Here is a 17,870-nt window from a genome sequence, read left to right as displayed (position 1 = left end):
GTCGGGCGGGGGACGCTCAGGACAGCAGGGCCGGCCTCAACTCCGCACCGAGATTGATCGCGCCGACCACCCCGCGACCGGCCGGGTCGTACACGTTCGTAGTGTTGTTGCGGCGCATCAGTTCCCGCACCGGCTGCGGCAGCGGCGGCGGATCCGACAACGCGGCGTTGATCTGCCGAGCCGCCGAGATCAACCGGAGGACCAACTCGGCGCCGTCGGTGTCCGGCCGCACCCGGCCGTACTCCCAACCGGTGGTGGTGAGGTCGAACAGCTCGAAGACCGCGGACAGCACCGGGGCGGGGTCGGTGGCCTTCACGACCCGCGACGCACGGTCGCCGAGCACCGTGGCCGCCGCGGCCACCTGCACGTACGGATGCAGGCCGCCCGGCGGATCGAACAGCGGCCACCGCAGCGCCGCCCCGGCCTCCCGCCACAGGACCCGATAGTTGCGACGATCGACCACGAGCCGGTAACCGGTACGCCGGTGCAGGTCGGCGGCTTGCGCCAGCAGATCCGTGTGGGCCGCGTCGGCGACCTCGCGCACGATCCGGGTCGCCACGACCAGACCGTCCTCATCGTCCAGCAGCCGCGTGATCTCCTCGATCTGATCGCGGACGCGGACCTGGCTGCGGATGCCGAACCCGTGCCGGACCTGCTGTAACAGCGCCTCCTGCCGGCCGGGATCGTGCTCGACCTGCCGCCCACCCAGCACACGCTGGAGCCACCCCATAGAGCCTCGTCTCCGCAGTCACCTCAAGACGCGGCGATGTTAGCGTGCCGCCCGAACCGGCGAGCATCGTCCGGGCCCACACCGAGCGTCCGGCGCGAAATTAACTGCCACCGAAGGCCGCACCGGGTACAGCTGATCGCCACAGGGTGACGACACCATCGCCAAGGGTTGCCGCAAGATGGTTAGGCTTAGTGATGGCGCTCTATTACCGGGACGACGCGGTGCAGGTTTCCTCGGAGTCGCTGCGGGCCGGAAGACACGTCATCCCGATATCCGAGGTCACCTACGTCTGGCATCAGAAGGGGCGCACCACCCTCGCGGTGCGCGGGCGGGTGCTCGGCCGGGGCGTACTGGTGCTGCTGCTGTCGCTGCCCCCGCTGGTCGGGCTGGTCTGCGTACTGTCGCTGGTCTGGTCGGCACCGGACCGGGGTTGGGTGCCGGCGCTCGTGGTGCTGGTGGCCTGCCTGGTCATCGCGGTGGCGCTGGTGCCGTTCCTGGAGATCCCGCTCGGCTGGCTGGACCGCTCGTACGAACGCGGCAACCGGGTCCAGGAGTTGTGGGTGCAGTACCGCGGGCAGGAGGTCATGGTGCTGCGCACCCCGGACGCGCTGCGCTTCGGGCAGATCTACCGGGCGGTGCAGCGGGCCGTGGAGCAGCAGGGCGACCACTGGTGAGCGGCCCTCGCCCGCCCAAGGAACACTGGAGCCCATGGTGATCCCCCTTCCCCGGCCGACCGCGGTCGTCGGCCTCACCCGTTCCGCCCTCGACTCGGCCGCGTCCTTCGCCGCGATCCCGGCCCGCGCCTTCGCGGTGCTCGACGGGGTGGAGGCGTTGCTGACGCGGATCAACGGGGTGGTGGACCGGATCGAGCAGACCCTCGACCGGACCGACCAGGTGCTCGCCGACGCCGAGGTCGCCGTCCGGGAGGTCGCGGTGATCAGCGCCGCCGCGACCGTCGCCGTCGACAACGCCGGCACGGTCGCCGCCGCCGCAGCCGACGTGGTGGCGCGGGCGGAGAAGGTGTCCGGCCAGACCGCCGAGACGGTCGGCGCGGCAGCCGAGGCGACGGCCACCGCCGCCGAACTGCTGACCGCGTATGAGCCGGCGTTGCGCCGAGCCGCACCGATGGCCACCCACTTCGTCGAGCAGCTCAGCCACGAGGAGGTGGCCGCGGCGGTACGGCTGGTCGACGAGTTGCCGAAGCTGCGCCAACACCTCACCGCCGACGTGATGCCGATCCTGGCCACCCTGGACCGGGTCGGTCCCGACCTGCACGACCTGCTCGACGTCACCCGGGACCTCAAACTCGCCGTGGCGGGCATTCCCGGCCTGGCGATGCTGCGTCGACGCGGCGAGAAGCTCAACGACGACGGGAGCTGACGCAGGCACAGGCGTTGATCAGCAGTCGCAGCCGACGGCCGGGCGGGGCGCGGTCAGGTCGTCCACCAGCCGACGGGTCGACCCGGTCGCGGTGACCACCGGCAGGCCCTCGCGAACCCAGTACTCGTAGCCGCCGCGCATCTGCTTGACCGGGTAGCCGAGCCGGGCGAAGGCCAACGCGGCCCGGGTGGCGCCGTCGCAGCCGGGACCCCAGCAGTAGGTGACCACTCGGGTGCCGGCCGGGACCACCCGTGCGGCCTGCTCGGCAATTCGGGCGGTGGGCAGGTGCACCGCGTCGGGCAGGTGGCCCTGGGCCCAGGCGGCCTCGCCCCGGGAATCCACCACGACCAGGTCGGGCACCCCGGCGGTGAGGTCGGCGTGCACGTCGGCGACGTCGGTGGTGACGCTCAACTCGGCCAGGAAGAGGCCGATGGCGGTGGCGGGATCGGCGGCCGGTACGGCGAAAGCGCGGGTCATGGCACCGATCCTGACCGCTGCGGACGCGTCCGGAGGAGTGGCGGTGACGACGTACTGCGCTAACATCCCGCCATGGCTCCGGTCGCCCGTACCGTCGCCGTGCTGGCGTACCCGGGAATGTCGGTCTTCGAGACCGGCATCGTCACCGAGGTCTTCGGACTCCCCCGACCCGAACTCGGCGTGCCCTGGTACGACCTGCGGCTGTGCGCCGAGCGCCCCGGCCCGGTGCCGGTGATCGGTGGCGCCACCCTGCACAGCCCGTACGGCCTGGACGTGCTGGCCGAGGCCGCAACGGTGATCGTGCCCGGCGTCGGCGACGTGCACGCGACACCGTCCGCGCACCTGGTGGCGGCGCTGCGTCACGCACACCGGGCCGGTGCCCGGCTCATGTCCATCTGCTCGGGCGCGTTCGCGCTGGCCGCCGCCGGTCTGCTCGACGGTCGCCGGGCCACCACCCACTGGCGGTACGCCGACCTGCTGGCCCGCCGCTATCCGGCGGTGACTGTGGATCCCGACGTGCTCTACGTGGACGACGGTGACGTGCTGACGAGCGCCGGCAGCGCGGCCGGTCTGGACCTGTGCGTGCACGTGGTACGGCGTGACCATGGCGCGGCCGTGGCCAACGCGGTGGCCCGCCGGTTGGTGACCGCACCGCACCGCGACGGCGGGCAGGCACAGTTCATCGAGACGCCGGTGCCGGCGAGGGCGGACGACGACCGGGTGGCCGGCAGCATCGCCTGGGCACTCGCGCACCTCGCCGAGCCGGTGACTGTGGCCCGGCTGGCCCGGCAGGCCCACATGTCACCGCGCACCTACCTGCGGCACTTCGCCCGGGCCACCGGCACCAGCCCGATCCGCTGGCTTGTCCACCAGCGGATCCGGGCCAGCCTGGCGCTGCTGGAGACGACTGATGCGCCGGTCGCGCAGATCGCCACGACGGTCGGTTTCGAGACCGCGGTGACGTACCGCCACCACTTCACCCGGGCGATGCGGACGTCGCCCTCGGCGTACCGACGGGCCTTCCGCGCCCACGACGGGGCGGCGACGGCCTCCGTCGACCGGTGAACCTCGGGTCAGGTCGCGGGGAGGTAGAGCTGGTCGATCTCGACGCGGTGCGGCAGCGACACGCTCGCGCCGAGTCGGCGTACGCAGGCCGCGCCGGCCGCCGCCGCCCAGCGGACCGCGTCGACCAGGTCGCGGCCCTCACCCCAGGCCACCGCGAGCGCGCCGGTGAACGCGTCCCCGGCGGCGGTCGAGTCGACGGTGTCCACTCTGGTCGCGGGCACGTGCACGGCGGTGCCGTCCCGATCGCCGTACCAGGCACCCTCCGCGCCGAGGGTCAGCACCGCCCGGGGCACCAGGTCGAGCAGGGCCTGCGGCTCCTCCCGACCCCGACCGGTGTACGCCTGCGCCTCGTTCTCGTTGACCACCAGCAGGTCCACCGCGGCCAGCAGCTCGGGCGGCAGCGGTAGCGCCGGTGCGGCGTTGAGCACCACCCGGGTCCCGGCGGCTCGGGCGGCGACCGCCGCCTCGGTCACCGTCTCGACCGGAATCTCCAGCTGCGCGACAAGCACGTCGGCATCGCGTACGGCGGCGAGCTCGCTCTCGGTGAGCGCGGTCAGCGAGTCGTTGGCCCCCGGCGTGACCAGGATGGCGTTCTCACCCTCGGCGTTGACCATCACCAGGGCCACCCCGGAGGCGCCGTAGGTGGTGCGCAGCTGGCTGGTGTCCACCCCGGCGGCGGTGATCCGGGCCCGCAGGGTCACCCCGAACGAGTCGGAGCCGATCGCACCGAGGAAGGTGCAGGCGGCACCGGCGCGGGCGGCGGCGATGGCCTGGTTGGCGCCCTTGCCGCCGGGCACGGTGACGAAGTCGGTGCCGAGGGTGGTCTCCCCCGGGCGGGGCAGGGTCGGCGCGGTGGCGACCAGGTCCATGTTCGCGCTGCCCACCACGACGACTCGTGTCTGTGGCACCGGAGCCTCCTGCGTTGTGTTAACAGGGGGCCCCTGCTCTACCGGAGACGTTAAGCAGGTGCCCTTCCTTGCACCGCGTCAGGCGGCGCGGGCGGTGAAGCGGTCGCCGGTGCGGTCGACGAGCAGCGGCAGGCCGAAGGTCTTGGTGAGGTTGTCGGCGGTGAGAGTCGCGTCCAGCGGGCCCTGCGCCATCACCGCGCCGTCGCGCAGCAGCATCGCGTGGGTGAAGCCGGGCGGGATCTCCTCCACGTGGTGGGTGACAAGCACCAGCGCGGGGGCGTCCGGATCCTGCGCCAGCGTGGCCAGGCGGGCCACCAGGTCCTCCCGGCCGCCCAGGTCGAGCCCGGCCGCCGGTTCGTCGAGCAGCAGCAGCTCCGGGTCGGTCATCAGGGCCCGGGCGATCTGCACCCGCTTGCGCTCCCCGTCGGACAGGGTGCCGTAGTCGCGGTCGGCAAGCGTGCCGGCGCCGAGTTGGTCGAGCAGGGCCAGGGCGCGGGCCTCGTCGGCCGGGTCGTACTCCTCCCGCCAGCGGCCGACCACCGACCAGGCGGCGGTCATCACCACGTCGCGGACCTTCTCCTCGGCGGGCAGCCGCTCGGCCAGCGCCGCCGTGGTCAACCCGATGCGGGTACGCAGCTCGTTGAGGTCGGTACGGCCGATCCGCTCGCCGAGCACGTGCGCGACGCCGGTGGTCGGGTGCAGCCGGCCGGCGGCGAGGTTGAGCAGGGTGGTCTTGCCCGCACCGTTGGGGCCCAGCACCACCCAGCGTTCGTCCGACTCCACCCGCCAGTCGACGTCGTGCAGCAGGGCGGTGCCGGACCGGCGTACGCCGACGCCGTCGAGGCTGACCACCAGATCCGCGTCCATGGATGCAGGGGCGGGTGTGGCGCCACCGGCGCCAGCGATCAGGTCACCAGTCACCCGCCCATCCAACCACGCATCGCGTGCCGCCCCCACGGGCGGGCGCTGCCGCCGTAGGGTGAGCGCCGTGTCGTTGCTCACCTGATCCGGAGGGGCCGTTCATGCCCGGTCGTCGTCGGGGACCCTCCGCGTGAGCGGGGTCATCGAGATCGAGGGTCTGCGGAAGACTTTCCGCAGCGTACGCAAGGGCCACCGGGTCGCCGTCGCCGGCTTCGACCTGCTGGTCGAGGCCGGTCAGGTGCACGGCTTCCTGGGCCCCAACGGGTCGGGTAAGACGACCACCCTGCGGGCGCTGCTCGGGCTGGTCCGCGCCGATGCGGGACAGATGCGGGTGTTCGGTGCCGACGCACCGCAGTCGCTGCCCCAGGTGGCCCACCGGGTGGGCGCGATCGTGGAGAGCCCACAGTTCTTCGGCAACTTCACCGGCCACCGCACCCTGCGGCTGCTCGCCGTGGCGGGTGGCGTACCGGTCAGCCGGGTCGACGAGGCGCTGGAGCAGGTCGGCCTGCGCGATCGTGGCCACGATCGGGTCAAGGGTTACTCGCTGGGCATGAAGCAACGGCTGGCGGTGGCCTCGGCCCTGCTCAAACGACCCGAGCTGCTGATTCTCGACGAGCCGGCCAACGGGCTGGACCCGGCGGGCATCCGGGAGATGCGGGACCTGATGCGGACGCTGGCCGGCAACGGGGTGACCGTGCTGGTCTCCAGCCACATCCTGGCCGAGATCCAGCTGATCTGCGACCACGTCACGATCATTTCGCGGGGCCAGCGGGTGACGGCCGGCCCGGTGACCGAGGTGCTGGCCGGGTTCGACCGCAACGAGTGTCTGGTCCGTGCCGACGACCTGACCCGGGCCGAGCAGCTGTTGCAGGCGGCCGGGCTGACCGTCACCGCGCACGCCGACCATCTGGTGGTCGGTGGCGTACCGGACCCGACGCTGATCAGCCGGACGCTGGGCGAGCAGGATGTCTGGGTACGCGAACTGACCCCGGTACGGCCGGATCTGGAGAGCGTCTTCCTGGAGTTGACAGGTGCCGGGCAGCAGCCGACGCTCCCCCGGCAGACCGACGGTGGATCCGCACCCGGCTTGTCCGGCGCACCGTCGATCGATCTCGACGAGTTCCGGGGAGTGCAGGCGTGAACCTGATCCGCGCCGAGGCGGAGCGGCTGGCCGCCCGCCGATTCGTGCAGCTGATGGTGCTCCTGCTGATGTTGGCGTTCGTGGTGACGGCGGGGACCACCCTGGCCAGCTCACACACACCCACGAGCGCCGAAGTGGCCGCGGCCGAGCAGCAGGCTGCGGCCGAGCGCAGCGTGATTGAGCGGGAGCACGCCCGCTGCCTGGCCCGGGACCGCGGTGAGGCGTGGGCCCAGGACCGCAACCACTACCTGCCCGCCGACTGCAGCGAGATCGATCCGGTGGTGCAGGGTTGGTCGCCGACGGCTGCCAACTACCTCACCGACGTGTTCACCTTCACCCAGCAGGCCGAGGCGCTGCTGTACTTCCTGGTGGCCTTCCTGGTTCTGTTCGGCTTCCTGGTCGGTGCCTCCTACATCGGCGCCGACCTGAACTCCGGCGGGGTGGTCAACCTGTTGCTGTGGCGCCCCCGGCGGATGACCGTCCTCGGCACCAAACTGGGCACCCTGCTCGGCGCGGTCCTGGTGTTGTCGGTGCTCGCCTCGGTGGCGTACCTGGTCACCTTCTGGGTCATCGCCCAGGTCGCCGGCTATCCGGGGCCGACCGATGCGACCTTCTGGGCCGACCTGGCCGCCCGGTGGGGCCGGGGCGTCGGGTTGGTGTTGTTCGCCACGGCGATCGGCTTCGCCCTCGCCACCGTGGGTCGGCACACCGCGGCGGCGGTCGGCGCGGTGCTGGCCTACCTGGTGGTGTGGGAGATGGGCGGGCGGATCATGATGCAGATCCTGGACGTCTCCCGGCCGGACCAGCTGCTGCTCAGCAACCACGTGGGCGCGTGGCTGGCCGGCGAGCTGCGGTTCTGGGACGCCACGCCCTGCGCTGACGCCTTCACCGGGTACTGCAACGGCACGTACCCGCTGACCTGGCACCTGGCGTTCGTGGTCCTGCTGCTGTTCACCGCCGGGCTCACCACCACCGCGTTCGCCGTGTTCCGCCGCCGCGACCTGATCTGACGCCTGCGTCGGCGCTCAGCCGACCGTGGAGCCGAAGACCTCGTCGCGGACGGCGTCGAGGGCGGTGCGCAGTGCGCCGCGCAGGATCGGCTCCTCGGGCAGGCCGGTGGGCACCACCCGGGGGCGGACCAGCGTGATGGCGGCGACCTCGTGCTGCACCCGCTCGGCCAGCGCGGCCCCGCCGGCCTGGCCGACCTCGCCGGCGAGCACGACAAGCGGCGGGTCCAGCACCACGCAGGTGCTCGCCACACCGAGGGCGAGCCGACGGGCCACCTCGTCGAGCATCGGTCCGCCGGCCGTACCGGCGGCGATGGCGGCCTTCACCGCCTCGGCGGCGCCACCGTCGGGGTAGCCGTGTTCGCTCGCCAGGGCACGGATCGCGTCCGCCCCGGCGAGCTGCTGGAACGCCGGCTTGGCGCGGCGGGACACGTCGCGTGGGATCGGCGCACCGGGCACCGGCAGGTAGCCGATCTCGCCGGCCGCGCCGCTGCTGCCGTGGTGCAGCCGCCCGCCCAGCATGATCGCCAGACCAACGCCGGCACCGATCCAGACCAGCACGAAGTCGGACATGCCCTGGGCCGCGCCGGACTGCGCCTCGGCCACCGCGGCGAGGTTTACGTCGTTCTCGAAGACCACCGGGGTGTCCAGGTCGTCGCGGAGCGCGGCGAGCAGACCGCGGTGCCAGCGGGGCAGGTTGAAGGCGAAGGTGATGTCGCCGGTGCCCGGATCGACCAGGCCGGGGGTGCCGAGCACGATCCGCCGTACGCTCGACAGTTCGGCTCCGGCACTGCTGGCCGCCTGGACCACGGCGTTGTGCACCACGCCCACCGGATCGTCGGTGTCCTTCGTGGACTGTTCCACCCGACCGGCGACCGTGCCGGTGATGTCGGCGCAGGCGGCGACCACCCGCTCCGGACCGACGTCCACCCCGACCACGTACGCGCTGCTCGGTCGCACGGCGTAGAGCTGGGCGTTCGGCCCGCGCCCGCCGGCCTGCTCACCGACCCGGGTGACCAGACCGCGTTCCTCCAACCGTTCCACCAGTTGGGACGCGGTGACCTTGGACAGGCCGGTCAGCTCACCGATCCGGGCCCGGGTCAGTGGCCCCTGCTCCAGCAGCAGTTCCAGCGCCGCACGGTCGTTGAGAGCCCGCAACAGCCGTGGGGTGCCGGGGAGCCGGGTCGCACTCATGCCATGTCCTCGAATTTAGTGAGCTTTGCAAACTATAACTTTGCTACGAACGGGTAGCCGTAGCGTATCGGCAGGGTGGAAACGGATCGTTCAGCCGATCCGGCACCACGATCAGCGCCGCCGGCACCGGAAGGAGAAACCGTGCGGCTGGATCCGGGACTTCGCCGGCTCGCCCTGGGCACCCTGCTGGCCGCGTACCCGGGACCGACCCCACCCGACTGGGCGGTCGAGTTGGTCGCCGACGGACTGGCCGGGCACACCCTGTTCGGCCGCAACATCGACGAACCGGCACAGGTGGCGGCGAGTACGGCCGCGTTGCGCACCGCGCGGGCCGACGTCCTCGTGGCCATCGACGAGGAGGGCGGCGACGTCACCCGGTTGGCGCACGCCACCGGCAGCCCGTACCCGGGCAACGCGGCGCTCGGCGCGATCGACGACGAGGCGTTGACCCGGGACATCCACCAGGCCATCGGCGCGGAGTTGGCGGCGCTCGGCGTCACCGTGAACCTGGCGCCCACCGTCGACGTCAACAGCACCGACGACAACCCGGTGATCGGCACCCGGTCGTTCGGCGCCGATCCGGCGCGGGTCGCCGCACACTCCGCCGCCGCGGTCGCCGGCCTCCAGGCCGGCGGGGTGGCCGCCTGCGCCAAGCACTTCCCCGGGCACGGCGCGACGGTGACCGACTCGCATTACGAACTACCCACCGTGGACGTGCCGCCGGAGGTGCTGCGCCGCAGGGACCTGCCGCCGTTCGCCGCGGTGATCGCGGCCGGAGCCAGGGCGGTGATGACCGCCCACATCCGGGTACCGGCCCTGACCGGCGCGGGGCCGGCCACGTTCAGCCAGGCCGTCCTGGTCGACCTGCTGCGCCACGAGTACGGCTTCACCGGTGCGGTGATCACCGATGCGTTGGAGATGAAGGGCGCCGCGCTCGCGGCCGGCGGGATCGCCCCCGGCGCGGTACGCGCCCTGGCCGCGGGCGCGGATCTGCTCTGCATCGGCGCCAAGGTGGACGCCGACCTGGTCGAACAGGTGGCCACCGAGATCGTCACGGCGGTGGGCGACGGCCGGCTGGCGCGGGACCGGGTCGAGCAGGCCGCCGGACGCGCGGCGGAGCTTGCCGACTGGACCCAGGTGCCGTCGACCCCGAACACCGCCGCCGCCGGCCCGGCCGCCGTCTCCTCCGCCGACCTGGGGTACGCGGCGGCCCGTCGTGCCGTCCGGGTGGAGGGCTCGCTGGCCGGGTTGGACCATCCGCTTGTGGTGCAGGTGCACGCGCGGTCGACAGTCGTGCAGGGGCGGGTGCCGTGGGGTCTCGGCCCGCACCTGCACGGCACCGAGCTGATCGAGGTGGTGGCCACCGAGGCCGACCCGGAGGAGCTTCGGCGGCGGGCCGGCAACCGGCCGATCGTGCTTGTCGGCCGGCGGCTGCACCAGTTGCCCGGCGGGCCGGAGCTGGTCGCCGCGCTGGCCGGTACGCATCCGGTGGCGGTGGTCGAGATGGGCTGGCCGGCCAGGTGGCGGCCGACCGGCACGCGGGCCTTCGTCATCACCTACGGCGCCAGCCACGCCAACGGTCTAGCCGCCGCCGAGGTGCTGGGTCTGGCCGGCTGAGGCGTACGCCACTCTGGACCGTCGCTCTTGAACATGTTCAAGTTCCACCCTACGCTGGCTCGTGTCGATACTTGAACACGTTCAAATTGGAGCGCGGTGGCATGGACATCAAAGTCTGGATGTACCTGGTCTACCTGGCGGTCAGCATCGGTCTGACCGTCTGGGTGGCCCGGACGCTGGCCCGCAACGGACTGGTCTTCCTGGAGGAGGTGTTCTCCGACGAGCGGCTCGCCCGCGCCGTGAACAACCTCCTGGTGGTCGGGTTCTACCTGCTCAACCTCGGCTACGTGACGGTGGCGATGCGCCATTCCGACCCGATCGGGTCGACGAGCGAGGCCATGGAGGAACTCTCCTGGAAGATCGGCCTGGTGCTGCTGGTGCTCGGCGCTCTGCACTTCTTCAACGTCTTCACCCTCAACCGCTACCGGAAGAGCCGGCTACGTCAACTGGCCACCGCACCGCCGCTGCCCCCGGCCGGCTTCCTGCCGATGCAGCAGCCCCACCCGGCCGGCTTCCGGCCGATGCAGCAACCCCACCCGGCCGCCGCGCCCGGCCAACGCCCGGCACACCCGGCCGCACCTCCACAGGTGACCCCGGCCGCACCTCCGCCGGCACACCCGGCCGCACCTCCGCCGGCACACCCGGCCGCACCTCCGCAGGTGAACCCGGCCGCACCTCCGCAGGTGAACCCGGCCGCGAACCCGCCGGAGCCGCCGCGATGAGCACCCACGGCCCGGATCGGGCTGGTGGGACGCCGGATGCCACCACGCACGGGGGTGGTGGCATCCGGTACTTCACCGTCCTCTACGACGCACACTGCCCGATGTGCCGGGCGGCACGCGGCTGGCTGGCGTCGCGGGCGCAGCTCGTACCCCTGGAGTTCGTGCCGGCCGGCTCGGCCGAAGCCCGGCAGCGCTTCCCCGGCCTGGACCACGCCGCGACCCTGCGCGACATCACTGTGGTGGCCGACACCGGGGCGGTCTACGTCGGCGACGGCGCCTGGTTCGCCTGCCTGTGGGCGCTGGCCGAGTACCGGGCGACGGCCGAACGCCTGTCGAGCCCGCACCTGCTGCCACTGGCTCGACGGATGGTGGCCGCCGCCTCGGCGATCCGCGAACATGTCCGCGAACCGGGGCCGCCGTCGCTCGACGGGCCGGCGGGATACGGTGGCCCGGATGACCGACCAGCCTGTGCCGACGACCGCTGCGGGTGAAGCGCCGACCGCCCGGGGCGAGCAGACCCGGCAGTTGATCCTGGAAACCGCGATTCGGCTGTTCCGCGAGCGCGGCTACGCCCGCACCACCATGCGCGCCATCGCGGAAGAGGCCGGGGTGGCGGTCGGCAACGCCTACTACTACTTCGACTCCAAGGAACGCCTGATCCAGGAGTTCTACAGCCGGACCCAGGACGAACACCGGGCTGCGGCGCGGCCGGTGCTGGAGCGGGAGAGCGAGTTCGCCGCCCGACTGGCCGGGGTGCTGCACGCGGCCATCGACGTGTTGACCCCGTCGCACGAGTTCGCGGCCAGCTTCTTCAAGGTCGCCGCCGAGCCCAGCTCGCCGCTGAGCCCGTTCTCGTCCGAGACGGCCGGGCCGCGTCAGGCGTCCATCGAACTCTTCACCGAGGTGCTGGCGGGCTCCACCAGCAAGGTCGATCCGGAACTGCGTCCCCACCTGCCGGAGTTGCTCTGGCTGGCGTACATGGGGACGGTGCTCTACTGGGTCTACGACCGCTCGCCGGGGCAGACCCGCACCCGGACGCTTATCGACGGCGCGGTGCCGTTGATCGACCGGCTGGTCTCGCTCTCCCGGCTGCGGGTGCTGCGGCCAGTCACCCGGCAGATCGTCGAACTGCTTCGCATGCTGCGCCACTGACCCGTTTGCGCTGGTCAAGTCCACTATTGGACAGCAGTGAATCGACGTTGGATGCTTGCCGTGGAAGCAACCGGATACGTAGCGTGATCGGCAGCGAGCCGCACGCGGACCTGGGGGGAGGCTGCGGACCGTGGATCCGGCCCGGGATCCACGGTCCGCGCCCTGCCGTCGCAGGTCAACTGGGGTAGACCCCGTACGACCGCCAGCCCCGGTCCGGGAAGCCGGCCGCCTCGGCGACCCTTGCCGAGGCAGCGTTGGCCCGGTCGTGCAGATAGGTCGGCACGGCACCCTCGTCGAGCACCCGCCGGGCCGCCTGGGCGACCAGCCGCCGCGCCAGTCCGCGCCCGCGGGCCGAGGGCACCGTGCCCACCGCCAGCTCGTGCCCGAACTGGTCGTGCCGCTTGATCCCGACACCGGCCAGGTAGCGGCCCTGATCGTCGCGGACCACCAGCACGGGCCGGTCGAACAGCCGCAGCCAGGACGGCAGGCCGAGGATGGTGGGGGCGACCCACTCGCCGACCTCGGGCAGTGGCGCGGGTGCCATGGTCCAGCGGAACACGTCGTCGTGCACCGCCCAGCCCGGCTCGCCGACCGCCGCCGGCAGGGTGGGCAGCAGCGTGTCGGGCCGGCGGGCCAGGTCGCGTACCGCGGCGACCCGGTCGGTCGGTACGGACAGCACGGTGCTGGTGCCGGCGGTGACCGCGATCGCCGGTCGCAGTCGGCCGTCCCAGGCCGGCTGACTGCGTCGCCAGGAACCGACCACGTGCAGCCCTGCGGGTGCCGGCCACCGCCCCAGCCAGGTGGCCAGGTGCAACTGGAGCCGCCGGTCACGCACCGTCCACCTCCTGCGCCGTCGCTGCCGCCCGCCCACCGTACGACGGATCGGGGCTGCGACGCCGACCGTCCGGCCGGAACGCGTCGGCGCGAGACCTCGGCACGAGTGACCTCGGCGTGATCTTCGCTGGGCACCGGAACCCCGGTCAGCGGTCTACCGTCATACCCAATTCCATACATGTACAACTTTCTCTGGAACGGTGGGCTCATGCCGATGCAACCGCACGACCGTCACCAGCAGGACCTCACCCGGATCTGGCCGGACGGCCGCGCCGCGCGACGATTCCCCGACCAACCGCCACACCGCAGCCGCCGTACCGGCCCGCTGTCCTGGGAGGCGCTGAACCGACTTCCGGTGGGCAGTTCGGCCCGCCATCTCAACACGCACTGACCCGGCGGCGACCGCCGTTTTCTCCCCGCCGCAGCCCGAGTGGCCGCGCCGACTCCGACGGCGAGCCAGCACCGCCGTTCGCACACCTGTCGGGTAACGTCTGCTGGTCCTCCGACCGGTTACGACAGGAGCTAGCGCACCCATGGGCAAGAAGACGATCCGCGTCTCCGACTTCAGCGGCACGGTGCTGGGCCCCGACGACGAGGCGGTCCGCGTCGTCGTCCTCGAGCACCCTGACCTGGTGGCCGGGCCCGTGCAGTTGGACGCGACCCCGGTGGAGGTGGAGAGCCTCGACGACGCCGCGCTGGACGTGGCGGTGATCGAGATTCATGACCGGCACGGCCACGGCGAGCCGCGCCGGGTGGTGCTGACCGCGAGCGAGTTCGACGCGATGGCCACCGACATGCCGATGGCCCAGTTGCTCAAGACCGCCGAGCGGGTACGCCCGCCCAAGGCGCGGCGGGCCACCGAGAAGATCGACTACGGCACCATCGAGCACGCGGGCAAGCCGCACCGGGGGCGGGTCACCGAGGAGGAGGCCCGACTGGTGCGCGAGCACCTCGACGAGGTGAACAAGCGCCTCGCCGACACCGGCCTGCGCCAGATCGACCCGGCCGACCCGGAGCACGCCGCCCGGTACGGCTTCCCCACCGCCGGCTGACCGCCTATTCGAACACCCGGAGCTTGTCCAGGGTCGCCACGATGTTCGCCTCCGTGGCGGCCTTGGTCACCCCGAGTCCGGTAAGCACTCCGTCGCCGTCCTCCTGCTCCAGCAGCGCCAGCAGGATGTGCTCGGTGCCGATGTAGTTGTGCCCGAGCCGCAGCGCCTCCCGGAAGGTCAACTCCAGCGCCTTCTTGCCCGCAGCGTCGTACGGGATCAGGTCGGGCGCCTCGTCGGCCGCCGGTGGCAGCGCGGCGGTGGCGGCCTCCCGTACCGCCTCGGTCGACACACCGGCAGCGGCCAGCGCCCTCGCGGCCAGGGCCTCCGGCTCGGCGAGCAGCCCGAGCACCAGGTGCGCCGGGGTGGTGTGGGCGCTGCCGGCGGCCTTCGCCTCGTTGTGCGCGGCGGCCACCACGTTGCGGGCGCGTGGGGTGAACCGCTGGAAGCCCTCCTGGGGGTCCATCGTCCCGGCGACGAAGCGCTTCTGCGCGGCCTGCTTGCTCACCCCCATGCTGCGGCCGATCTCGGTCCACGACGCGCCGGAGCGGCGGGCCTGGTCGACGAAGTGGCCGATGAGATGGTCGGCCACGTCGCCGATGTGGTCGGCGACCAGGACCGCCCCGGCGAGCTGGTCGAGGGCGTCGGTGTGGGTCTGCTTGATGGTCTGGATCAGGTCGTCGAGCCGGACCGTACTGGTCATCTGGACAGGATTCGTCATGCGTCAACCGTAGGTTGACGCACTCCCCCCGTCAACCCCAGGTTGACGATCTCGGGCAGACTTCAAAGAAGATCGCTGTTAACAACCTTGACTAATTCCGTTCACATCGACAGACTGCGATATGGAGAGCGCTCTCCCCTCCTCGCCGGGGCGCCCGCTTCGTCCGTCCACCTCAAGGAGATCAATCATGTCCGTCATCTCCCGCAGGCTCCGACGACCGGCCGCCGTCCTGGTCGCGGCCCTCGTCGCCAGCACCCTCGTCGTACCCGTGAGCGCCACCCCGGCCGCCGCCGCCATCGGCGGGCTCACCTGGCAGGACGAGTTCAACGCCCCGGCCGGCACCCCGGTCGACCAGTCCAAGTGGCGCTTCGACATCGGCGGCCACGGCTGGGGCAACAACGAACGGCAGTACTACACGAACAGCACCAGCAACGCTGTGCACGACGGCCAGGGCAACCTGGTCATCACCGCCCGGCGGGAGAACCCGGCCAACTACCAGTGCCACTACGGCCGGTGCGAGTACACCTCGGCGCGGCTGCTGACCGCGGCCACCTTCAACCAGGCGTACGGCCGATTCGAGGCGCGCATCAAGATCCCCCGAGGGCAGGGCATCTGGCCGGCGTTCTGGATGCTCGGCAACGACTTCGGCAACGTCGGCTGGCCGGCCTCGGGCGAGATCGACATCATGGAGAACGTCGGCCGGGAGCCCAACACCGTGCACGGCACCATCCACGGACCGGGCTACTCCGGCGGCGGCGGGATCACCGGCAGCCGCACCATCGGGCAGCCGCTGGCCGACGCCTTCCACACCTACCGGGTGGACTGGGAACCGAACGTCATCCGCTGGTACCTCGACGGCCAGGAGTTCTTCCGGGTCGACCCGAGCCGCCTCGGCGGCAACCGCTGGGTCTACGACCACCCCTTCTTCATGATCCTCAACGTGGCGGTGGGCGGTAACTGGCCCGGCTACCCGGACGGCAGCACCCAGTTCCCGCAGCAGATGCTCGTCGACTACGTCCGCGTCCACGGGTACGTCCCGGACGGCAACACCGGGACCACCCGGATCCGCGGCCAGCAGAGCGGTCGCTGCATCGACATCCCCAGCGCCAACCCGTACGACGGCGCGCCGCTGCAGATCTGGGACTGCAACACCACCGCCGCACAGGCGTGGACCTTCGCCGCCGACGGCACGATCCGCGCCATGGGCAAGTGCATGGACCCGGCCTGGGCCGGCACCGCCAACGGCACCGAGGTCAACCTGGTCACCTGCAACGGCAACCCGGCTCAACGCTTCACCCTCAACGCCGCCGGGGACCTGGTCAACCTCAACGCGAACCGCTGCGTCGACGTCCGGGACAACAACCCCGCAAACGGCGGCCGACTGCAACTGTGGGACTGCGGCGGCACCGCCAACCAGAAGTGGTCACGGGCCTGAGCAGGCACCCCTCGCCGGGGCGCATCGTCGTCGAACGATGGTGCGCCCCGGTACGTAAGCGTCGGTGACGGGCGCGGTGGGTAGTAGCCGGCAACAGTCACCGAGGTGCGGGAGGCGAGATGGACGACGCGCGGACGAGCGGCGGGCGACAGCTCTGGTGGTGGCTCGGCGGTGTGCTGGTGCTCGTGGTGGTGGTGCTGGTCGCCAGTTGGACCTGGGTGACGGTACGCGGAGACGGGCGAGCCGGACACGTCGTCACCGGTGCCGCCGACGATCTGCAGGAGGCCACTTTCGTCCTGCTCGACGGCGCGGACGTGATCCGGGTGCGCACCGCCGACCTGGGCGAGGACGCCTACCGGGTGTCCACCCCGCGCGACGCCAGCGTCCGGCCGACCGTCTCGCGCACCGACGAGACCCTGATGGCAAGCCTGCGCGACACCGGCAAGGACGGTCCGGCGATCGTCGAGGTGGTGCTGCGCGAGTCGGTACGCTGGCACATCCGGCTCGACGGCGGAGCCAAGGAGCAGCACCTGGACCTGAGCAACGGCCGGGTGAGCGGGGTCGAGTTCACCGCAGGCGCGAACCGGGTCGAGTTGACGCTGCCCGCACCCACCGGCACCCAACGCACCGTCCTCGGCGGCGGCGCGAGCCAGGTCCTCGTACGCCTCGGCACCGATGCGCCGGTCCAGGTGCGCGCTGGCGGTGGCGCCGGCTCGGTCACCATCGACGGCACCACCCACTCCGGCGTGGCCGGCGGCAGCACGTTCACCGCCCCGCAGTGGGAGGCGGTGACCGACCGCTACGACATCGACGCGACCGCCGGGGTATCGCACCTCACCGTCGAACGCGCCGACGCCGATCGCTGAGCACCGGCGAAGAGCCGGTCGAGCTGGTAGTCCAGCAGGGCGATGGCCGTCTCGGGCGTCCGCATCGCCGCCATCACCCCGTCGGCCAGGCCGGTTGCCAGGGCCAGCAGGTTGACCGCCTCCGCCTCGACGTCGCACTCGTCGGACACCTCGCCGGCTCGTTGCGCTGCGCGGAGCAGTTCGCCGAGCAACGTCTCCAGATCGCGGGAGTACCGGCTGTAGGAGAGCTCGGCCAGCGCCGGGTCGGTCAGCGCGAGCGCATGGTATGCGGCGAAGACGGTGTACGCGGCGCGCTGCTCGGCGTCGACGGGGATGATCTGGACCAACCAGGCGCGTACGCCGTCCCGACCGGCACCGGTCGGCACACTGCCGGCTGCCCGCCGGCCGACCATCTCGGCCTGGTGTCGCAGGCCGGCGAAGAGCAGTTGCTCCTTGCTGTGGAAGTAGTACTGCACGGTGCTGACCGAGACGCCCGCCTCGGCGGCCACCGTCCGCATGCTCGCGGCGTGCAGCCCGCGACTGGCCGCGATGCGCAGGAGCGCGGCGAGGATCTGCCCTCGACGCTCGTCATGGTCGGACAGCTTCGGCACCGTCACCCTCTCTGGTCGGTTGGTAGTACGAGTGTATAGTACGGTCGTACTACCAAAGACG

At 71.9% G+C, this 17,870-nt stretch carries 21 protein-coding genes; 13 read left to right on the top strand and 8 right to left on the bottom strand.

Going from position 1 to position 17,870, the window contains the following annotated elements:
* Positions 1-16 precede the first annotated feature (16 nt).
* The gene (locus Vgi01_RS11650; protein ID WP_204291013.1) at positions 17-730 is read right to left on the bottom strand and encodes a hypothetical protein; all 714 of its coding nucleotides are present in this window, start codon (positions 728-730) and stop codon (positions 17-19) included.
* A 194-nt stretch (positions 731-924) separates the two neighbouring features.
* On the opposite strand from Vgi01_RS11650, the gene Vgi01_RS11645 reads away from it, so the two are divergent.
* Positions 925-1,404, top strand: a complete 480-nt coding sequence (locus Vgi01_RS11645; protein ID WP_102656921.1) for a DUF6232 family protein — start codon at positions 925-927, stop codon at positions 1,402-1,404.
* A 34-nt stretch (positions 1,405-1,438) separates the two neighbouring features.
* A complete protein-coding gene (locus Vgi01_RS11640; protein WP_204291012.1) occupies positions 1,439-2,110 on the top strand; it encodes a hypothetical protein in 672 nt (223 codons plus the stop codon).
* An 18-nt stretch (positions 2,111-2,128) separates the two neighbouring features.
* Here the strand turns inward: Vgi01_RS11640 and Vgi01_RS11635 are convergent, their stop codons facing one another.
* The gene (locus Vgi01_RS11635; protein WP_204291011.1) at positions 2,129-2,587 is read right to left on the bottom strand and encodes a rhodanese-like domain-containing protein; all 459 of its coding nucleotides are present in this window, start codon (positions 2,585-2,587) and stop codon (positions 2,129-2,131) included.
* A gap of 72 nt (positions 2,588-2,659) precedes the next feature.
* Here Vgi01_RS11635 and ftrA point away from each other — a divergent pair, with 72 nt between their 5' ends.
* Positions 2,660-3,652, top strand: a complete 993-nt coding sequence (gene ftrA / locus Vgi01_RS11630) for a transcriptional regulator FtrA (RefSeq protein WP_204291010.1) — start codon at positions 2,660-2,662, stop codon at positions 3,650-3,652.
* An 8-nt stretch (positions 3,653-3,660) separates the two neighbouring features.
* Here the strand turns inward: ftrA and Vgi01_RS11625 are convergent, their stop codons facing one another.
* Positions 3,661-4,560, bottom strand: coding sequence for a ribokinase (locus Vgi01_RS11625; RefSeq protein WP_102656918.1), 900 nt, complete (start codon positions 4,558-4,560; stop codon positions 3,661-3,663).
* Between the two features lie 78 nt (positions 4,561-4,638).
* Positions 4,639-5,481, bottom strand: coding sequence for an ABC transporter ATP-binding protein (locus Vgi01_RS11620; protein WP_239088905.1), 843 nt, complete (start codon positions 5,479-5,481; stop codon positions 4,639-4,641).
* Between the two features lie 130 nt (positions 5,482-5,611).
* Here Vgi01_RS11620 and Vgi01_RS11615 point away from each other — a divergent pair, with 130 nt between their 5' ends.
* Positions 5,612-6,622 carry an ABC transporter ATP-binding protein gene (locus Vgi01_RS11615; RefSeq protein ID WP_204291009.1) on the top strand — a complete coding sequence of 337 codons (1,011 nt, stop codon included), beginning with the start codon at positions 5,612-5,614 and terminating at the stop codon, positions 6,620-6,622.
* On the top strand, positions 6,619-7,632 hold the full coding sequence (locus Vgi01_RS11610; protein WP_204291008.1) for an ABC transporter permease subunit: 1,014 nt from the start codon (positions 6,619-6,621) through the stop codon (positions 7,630-7,632). Before Vgi01_RS11615 ends, Vgi01_RS11610 begins: the two co-directional genes overlap by 4 nt.
* 15 nt (positions 7,633-7,647) lie before the next feature.
* Here Vgi01_RS11610 and Vgi01_RS11605 read toward each other — a convergent pair whose 3' ends face one another.
* Entirely contained in the window at positions 7,648-8,823 is a 1,176-nt protein-coding gene (locus Vgi01_RS11605) for an ROK family transcriptional regulator (protein WP_204291007.1), read from the bottom strand.
* Positions 8,824-8,964: 141 nt separating this feature from the next.
* On the opposite strand from Vgi01_RS11605, the gene Vgi01_RS11600 reads away from it, so the two are divergent.
* The 4 genes from Vgi01_RS11600 to Vgi01_RS11585 all read left to right on the top strand — a co-directional run bounded on the left by Vgi01_RS11600 (position 8,965) and on the right by Vgi01_RS11585 (position 12,314).
* Positions 8,965-10,440 (top strand): glycoside hydrolase family 3 N-terminal domain-containing protein, encoded by a 1,476-nt coding sequence (locus Vgi01_RS11600; RefSeq protein ID WP_204291006.1) that lies wholly within the window; start codon positions 8,965-8,967, stop codon positions 10,438-10,440.
* A gap of 71 nt (positions 10,441-10,511) precedes the next feature.
* The gene (locus Vgi01_RS30600; protein WP_239088904.1) at positions 10,512-11,162 is read left to right on the top strand and encodes a hypothetical protein; all 651 of its coding nucleotides are present in this window, start codon (positions 10,512-10,514) and stop codon (positions 11,160-11,162) included.
* Positions 11,159-11,653: a thiol-disulfide oxidoreductase DCC family protein gene (locus Vgi01_RS11590; RefSeq protein ID WP_102656913.1), complete on the top strand. Its 495-nt coding sequence runs from the start codon at positions 11,159-11,161 to the stop codon at positions 11,651-11,653. The genes Vgi01_RS30600 and Vgi01_RS11590 overlap by 4 nt, the downstream gene beginning before the upstream one ends.
* A complete protein-coding gene (locus tag Vgi01_RS11585; RefSeq protein WP_204291005.1) occupies positions 11,616-12,314 on the top strand; it encodes a TetR/AcrR family transcriptional regulator in 699 nt (232 codons plus the stop codon). The genes Vgi01_RS11590 and Vgi01_RS11585 overlap by 38 nt, the downstream gene beginning before the upstream one ends.
* A gap of 175 nt (positions 12,315-12,489) precedes the next feature.
* Here the strand turns inward: Vgi01_RS11585 and Vgi01_RS11580 are convergent, their stop codons facing one another.
* Positions 12,490-13,149 carry a GNAT family N-acetyltransferase gene (locus Vgi01_RS11580; RefSeq protein ID WP_102656912.1) on the bottom strand — a complete coding sequence of 220 codons (660 nt, stop codon included), beginning with the start codon at positions 13,147-13,149 and terminating at the stop codon, positions 12,490-12,492.
* Positions 13,150-13,326: 177 nt separating this feature from the next.
* On the opposite strand from Vgi01_RS11580, the gene Vgi01_RS11575 reads away from it, so the two are divergent.
* Both Vgi01_RS11575 and Vgi01_RS11570 read left to right on the top strand, forming a co-directional pair.
* Positions 13,327-13,539 (top strand): hypothetical protein, encoded by a 213-nt coding sequence (locus Vgi01_RS11575; RefSeq protein WP_233196670.1) that lies wholly within the window; start codon positions 13,327-13,329, stop codon positions 13,537-13,539.
* Positions 13,540-13,681: 142 nt separating this feature from the next.
* Positions 13,682-14,200 carry a hypothetical protein gene (locus Vgi01_RS11570; protein ID WP_102656911.1) on the top strand — a complete coding sequence of 173 codons (519 nt, stop codon included), beginning with the start codon at positions 13,682-13,684 and terminating at the stop codon, positions 14,198-14,200.
* 4 nt (positions 14,201-14,204) lie between these two features.
* On the opposite strand, the gene Vgi01_RS11565 is transcribed toward Vgi01_RS11570, so the two are convergent.
* Positions 14,205-14,918 carry a Clp protease N-terminal domain-containing protein gene (locus Vgi01_RS11565; RefSeq protein ID WP_102656910.1) on the bottom strand — a complete coding sequence of 238 codons (714 nt, stop codon included), beginning with the start codon at positions 14,916-14,918 and terminating at the stop codon, positions 14,205-14,207.
* Positions 14,919-15,105: 187 nt separating this feature from the next.
* Between Vgi01_RS11565 and Vgi01_RS11560 the strand changes: the two genes are divergently transcribed.
* Positions 15,106-16,353, top strand: a complete 1,248-nt coding sequence (locus Vgi01_RS11560; protein ID WP_102656909.1) for a glycoside hydrolase family 16 protein — start codon at positions 15,106-15,108, stop codon at positions 16,351-16,353.
* 119 nt (positions 16,354-16,472) lie between these two features.
* Positions 16,473-17,219, top strand: coding sequence for a hypothetical protein (locus Vgi01_RS11555; protein WP_204291004.1), 747 nt, complete (start codon positions 16,473-16,475; stop codon positions 17,217-17,219).
* Here the strand turns inward: Vgi01_RS11555 and Vgi01_RS11550 are convergent.
* Positions 17,153-17,809, bottom strand: coding sequence for a TetR/AcrR family transcriptional regulator (locus Vgi01_RS11550; RefSeq protein WP_204291003.1), 657 nt, complete (start codon positions 17,807-17,809; stop codon positions 17,153-17,155). The two genes, Vgi01_RS11555 and Vgi01_RS11550, sit on opposite strands and share 67 nt — an antisense overlap.
* Positions 17,810-17,870 lie beyond the last annotated feature (61 nt).

Origin of the sequence: Micromonospora gifhornensis (assembly GCF_016863515.1) — a bacterium.
In the GTDB taxonomy this organism is placed as follows: Bacteria; Actinomycetota; Actinomycetes; order Mycobacteriales; family Micromonosporaceae; genus Micromonospora; species Micromonospora gifhornensis.
This window is presented reverse-complemented; position numbering and strand designations above follow the sequence as displayed.

Excerpts from the sequence above, each read along its gene's own strand:
- Vgi01_RS11570 (WP_102656911.1), top strand. The coding sequence starts at position 13,682 with ATGGGCAAGAAGACGATCCGCGTCTCCGACTTCAGCGGCACGGTGCTG.
- Vgi01_RS11605 (WP_204291007.1), bottom strand. The coding sequence starts at position 8,823 with ATGAGTGCGACCCGGCTCCCCGGCACCCCACGGCTGTTGCGGGCTCTC.
- Vgi01_RS11645 (WP_102656921.1), top strand. The coding sequence starts at position 925 with ATGGCGCTCTATTACCGGGACGACGCGGTGCAGGTTTCCTCGGAGTCG.
- Vgi01_RS11555 (WP_204291004.1), top strand. The coding sequence starts at position 16,473 with ATGGACGACGCGCGGACGAGCGGCGGGCGACAGCTCTGGTGGTGGCTC.
- Vgi01_RS11585 (WP_204291005.1), top strand. The coding sequence starts at position 11,616 with ATGACCGACCAGCCTGTGCCGACGACCGCTGCGGGTGAAGCGCCGACC.
- Vgi01_RS11635 (WP_204291011.1), bottom strand. The coding sequence starts at position 2,587 with ATGACCCGCGCTTTCGCCGTACCGGCCGCCGATCCCGCCACCGCCATC.
- Vgi01_RS11640 (WP_204291012.1), top strand. The coding sequence starts at position 1,439 with ATGGTGATCCCCCTTCCCCGGCCGACCGCGGTCGTCGGCCTCACCCGT.
- Vgi01_RS11590 (WP_102656913.1), top strand. The coding sequence starts at position 11,159 with ATGAGCACCCACGGCCCGGATCGGGCTGGTGGGACGCCGGATGCCACC.
- ftrA (WP_204291010.1), top strand. The coding sequence starts at position 2,660 with ATGGCTCCGGTCGCCCGTACCGTCGCCGTGCTGGCGTACCCGGGAATG.
- Vgi01_RS11560 (WP_102656909.1), top strand. The coding sequence starts at position 15,106 with ATGTCCGTCATCTCCCGCAGGCTCCGACGACCGGCCGCCGTCCTGGTC.
- Vgi01_RS11565 (WP_102656910.1), bottom strand. The coding sequence starts at position 14,918 with ATGACGAATCCTGTCCAGATGACCAGTACGGTCCGGCTCGACGACCTG.
- Vgi01_RS11575 (WP_233196670.1), top strand. The coding sequence starts at position 13,327 with ATGTACAACTTTCTCTGGAACGGTGGGCTCATGCCGATGCAACCGCAC.
- Vgi01_RS11650 (WP_204291013.1), bottom strand. The coding sequence starts at position 730 with ATGGGGTGGCTCCAGCGTGTGCTGGGTGGGCGGCAGGTCGAGCACGAT.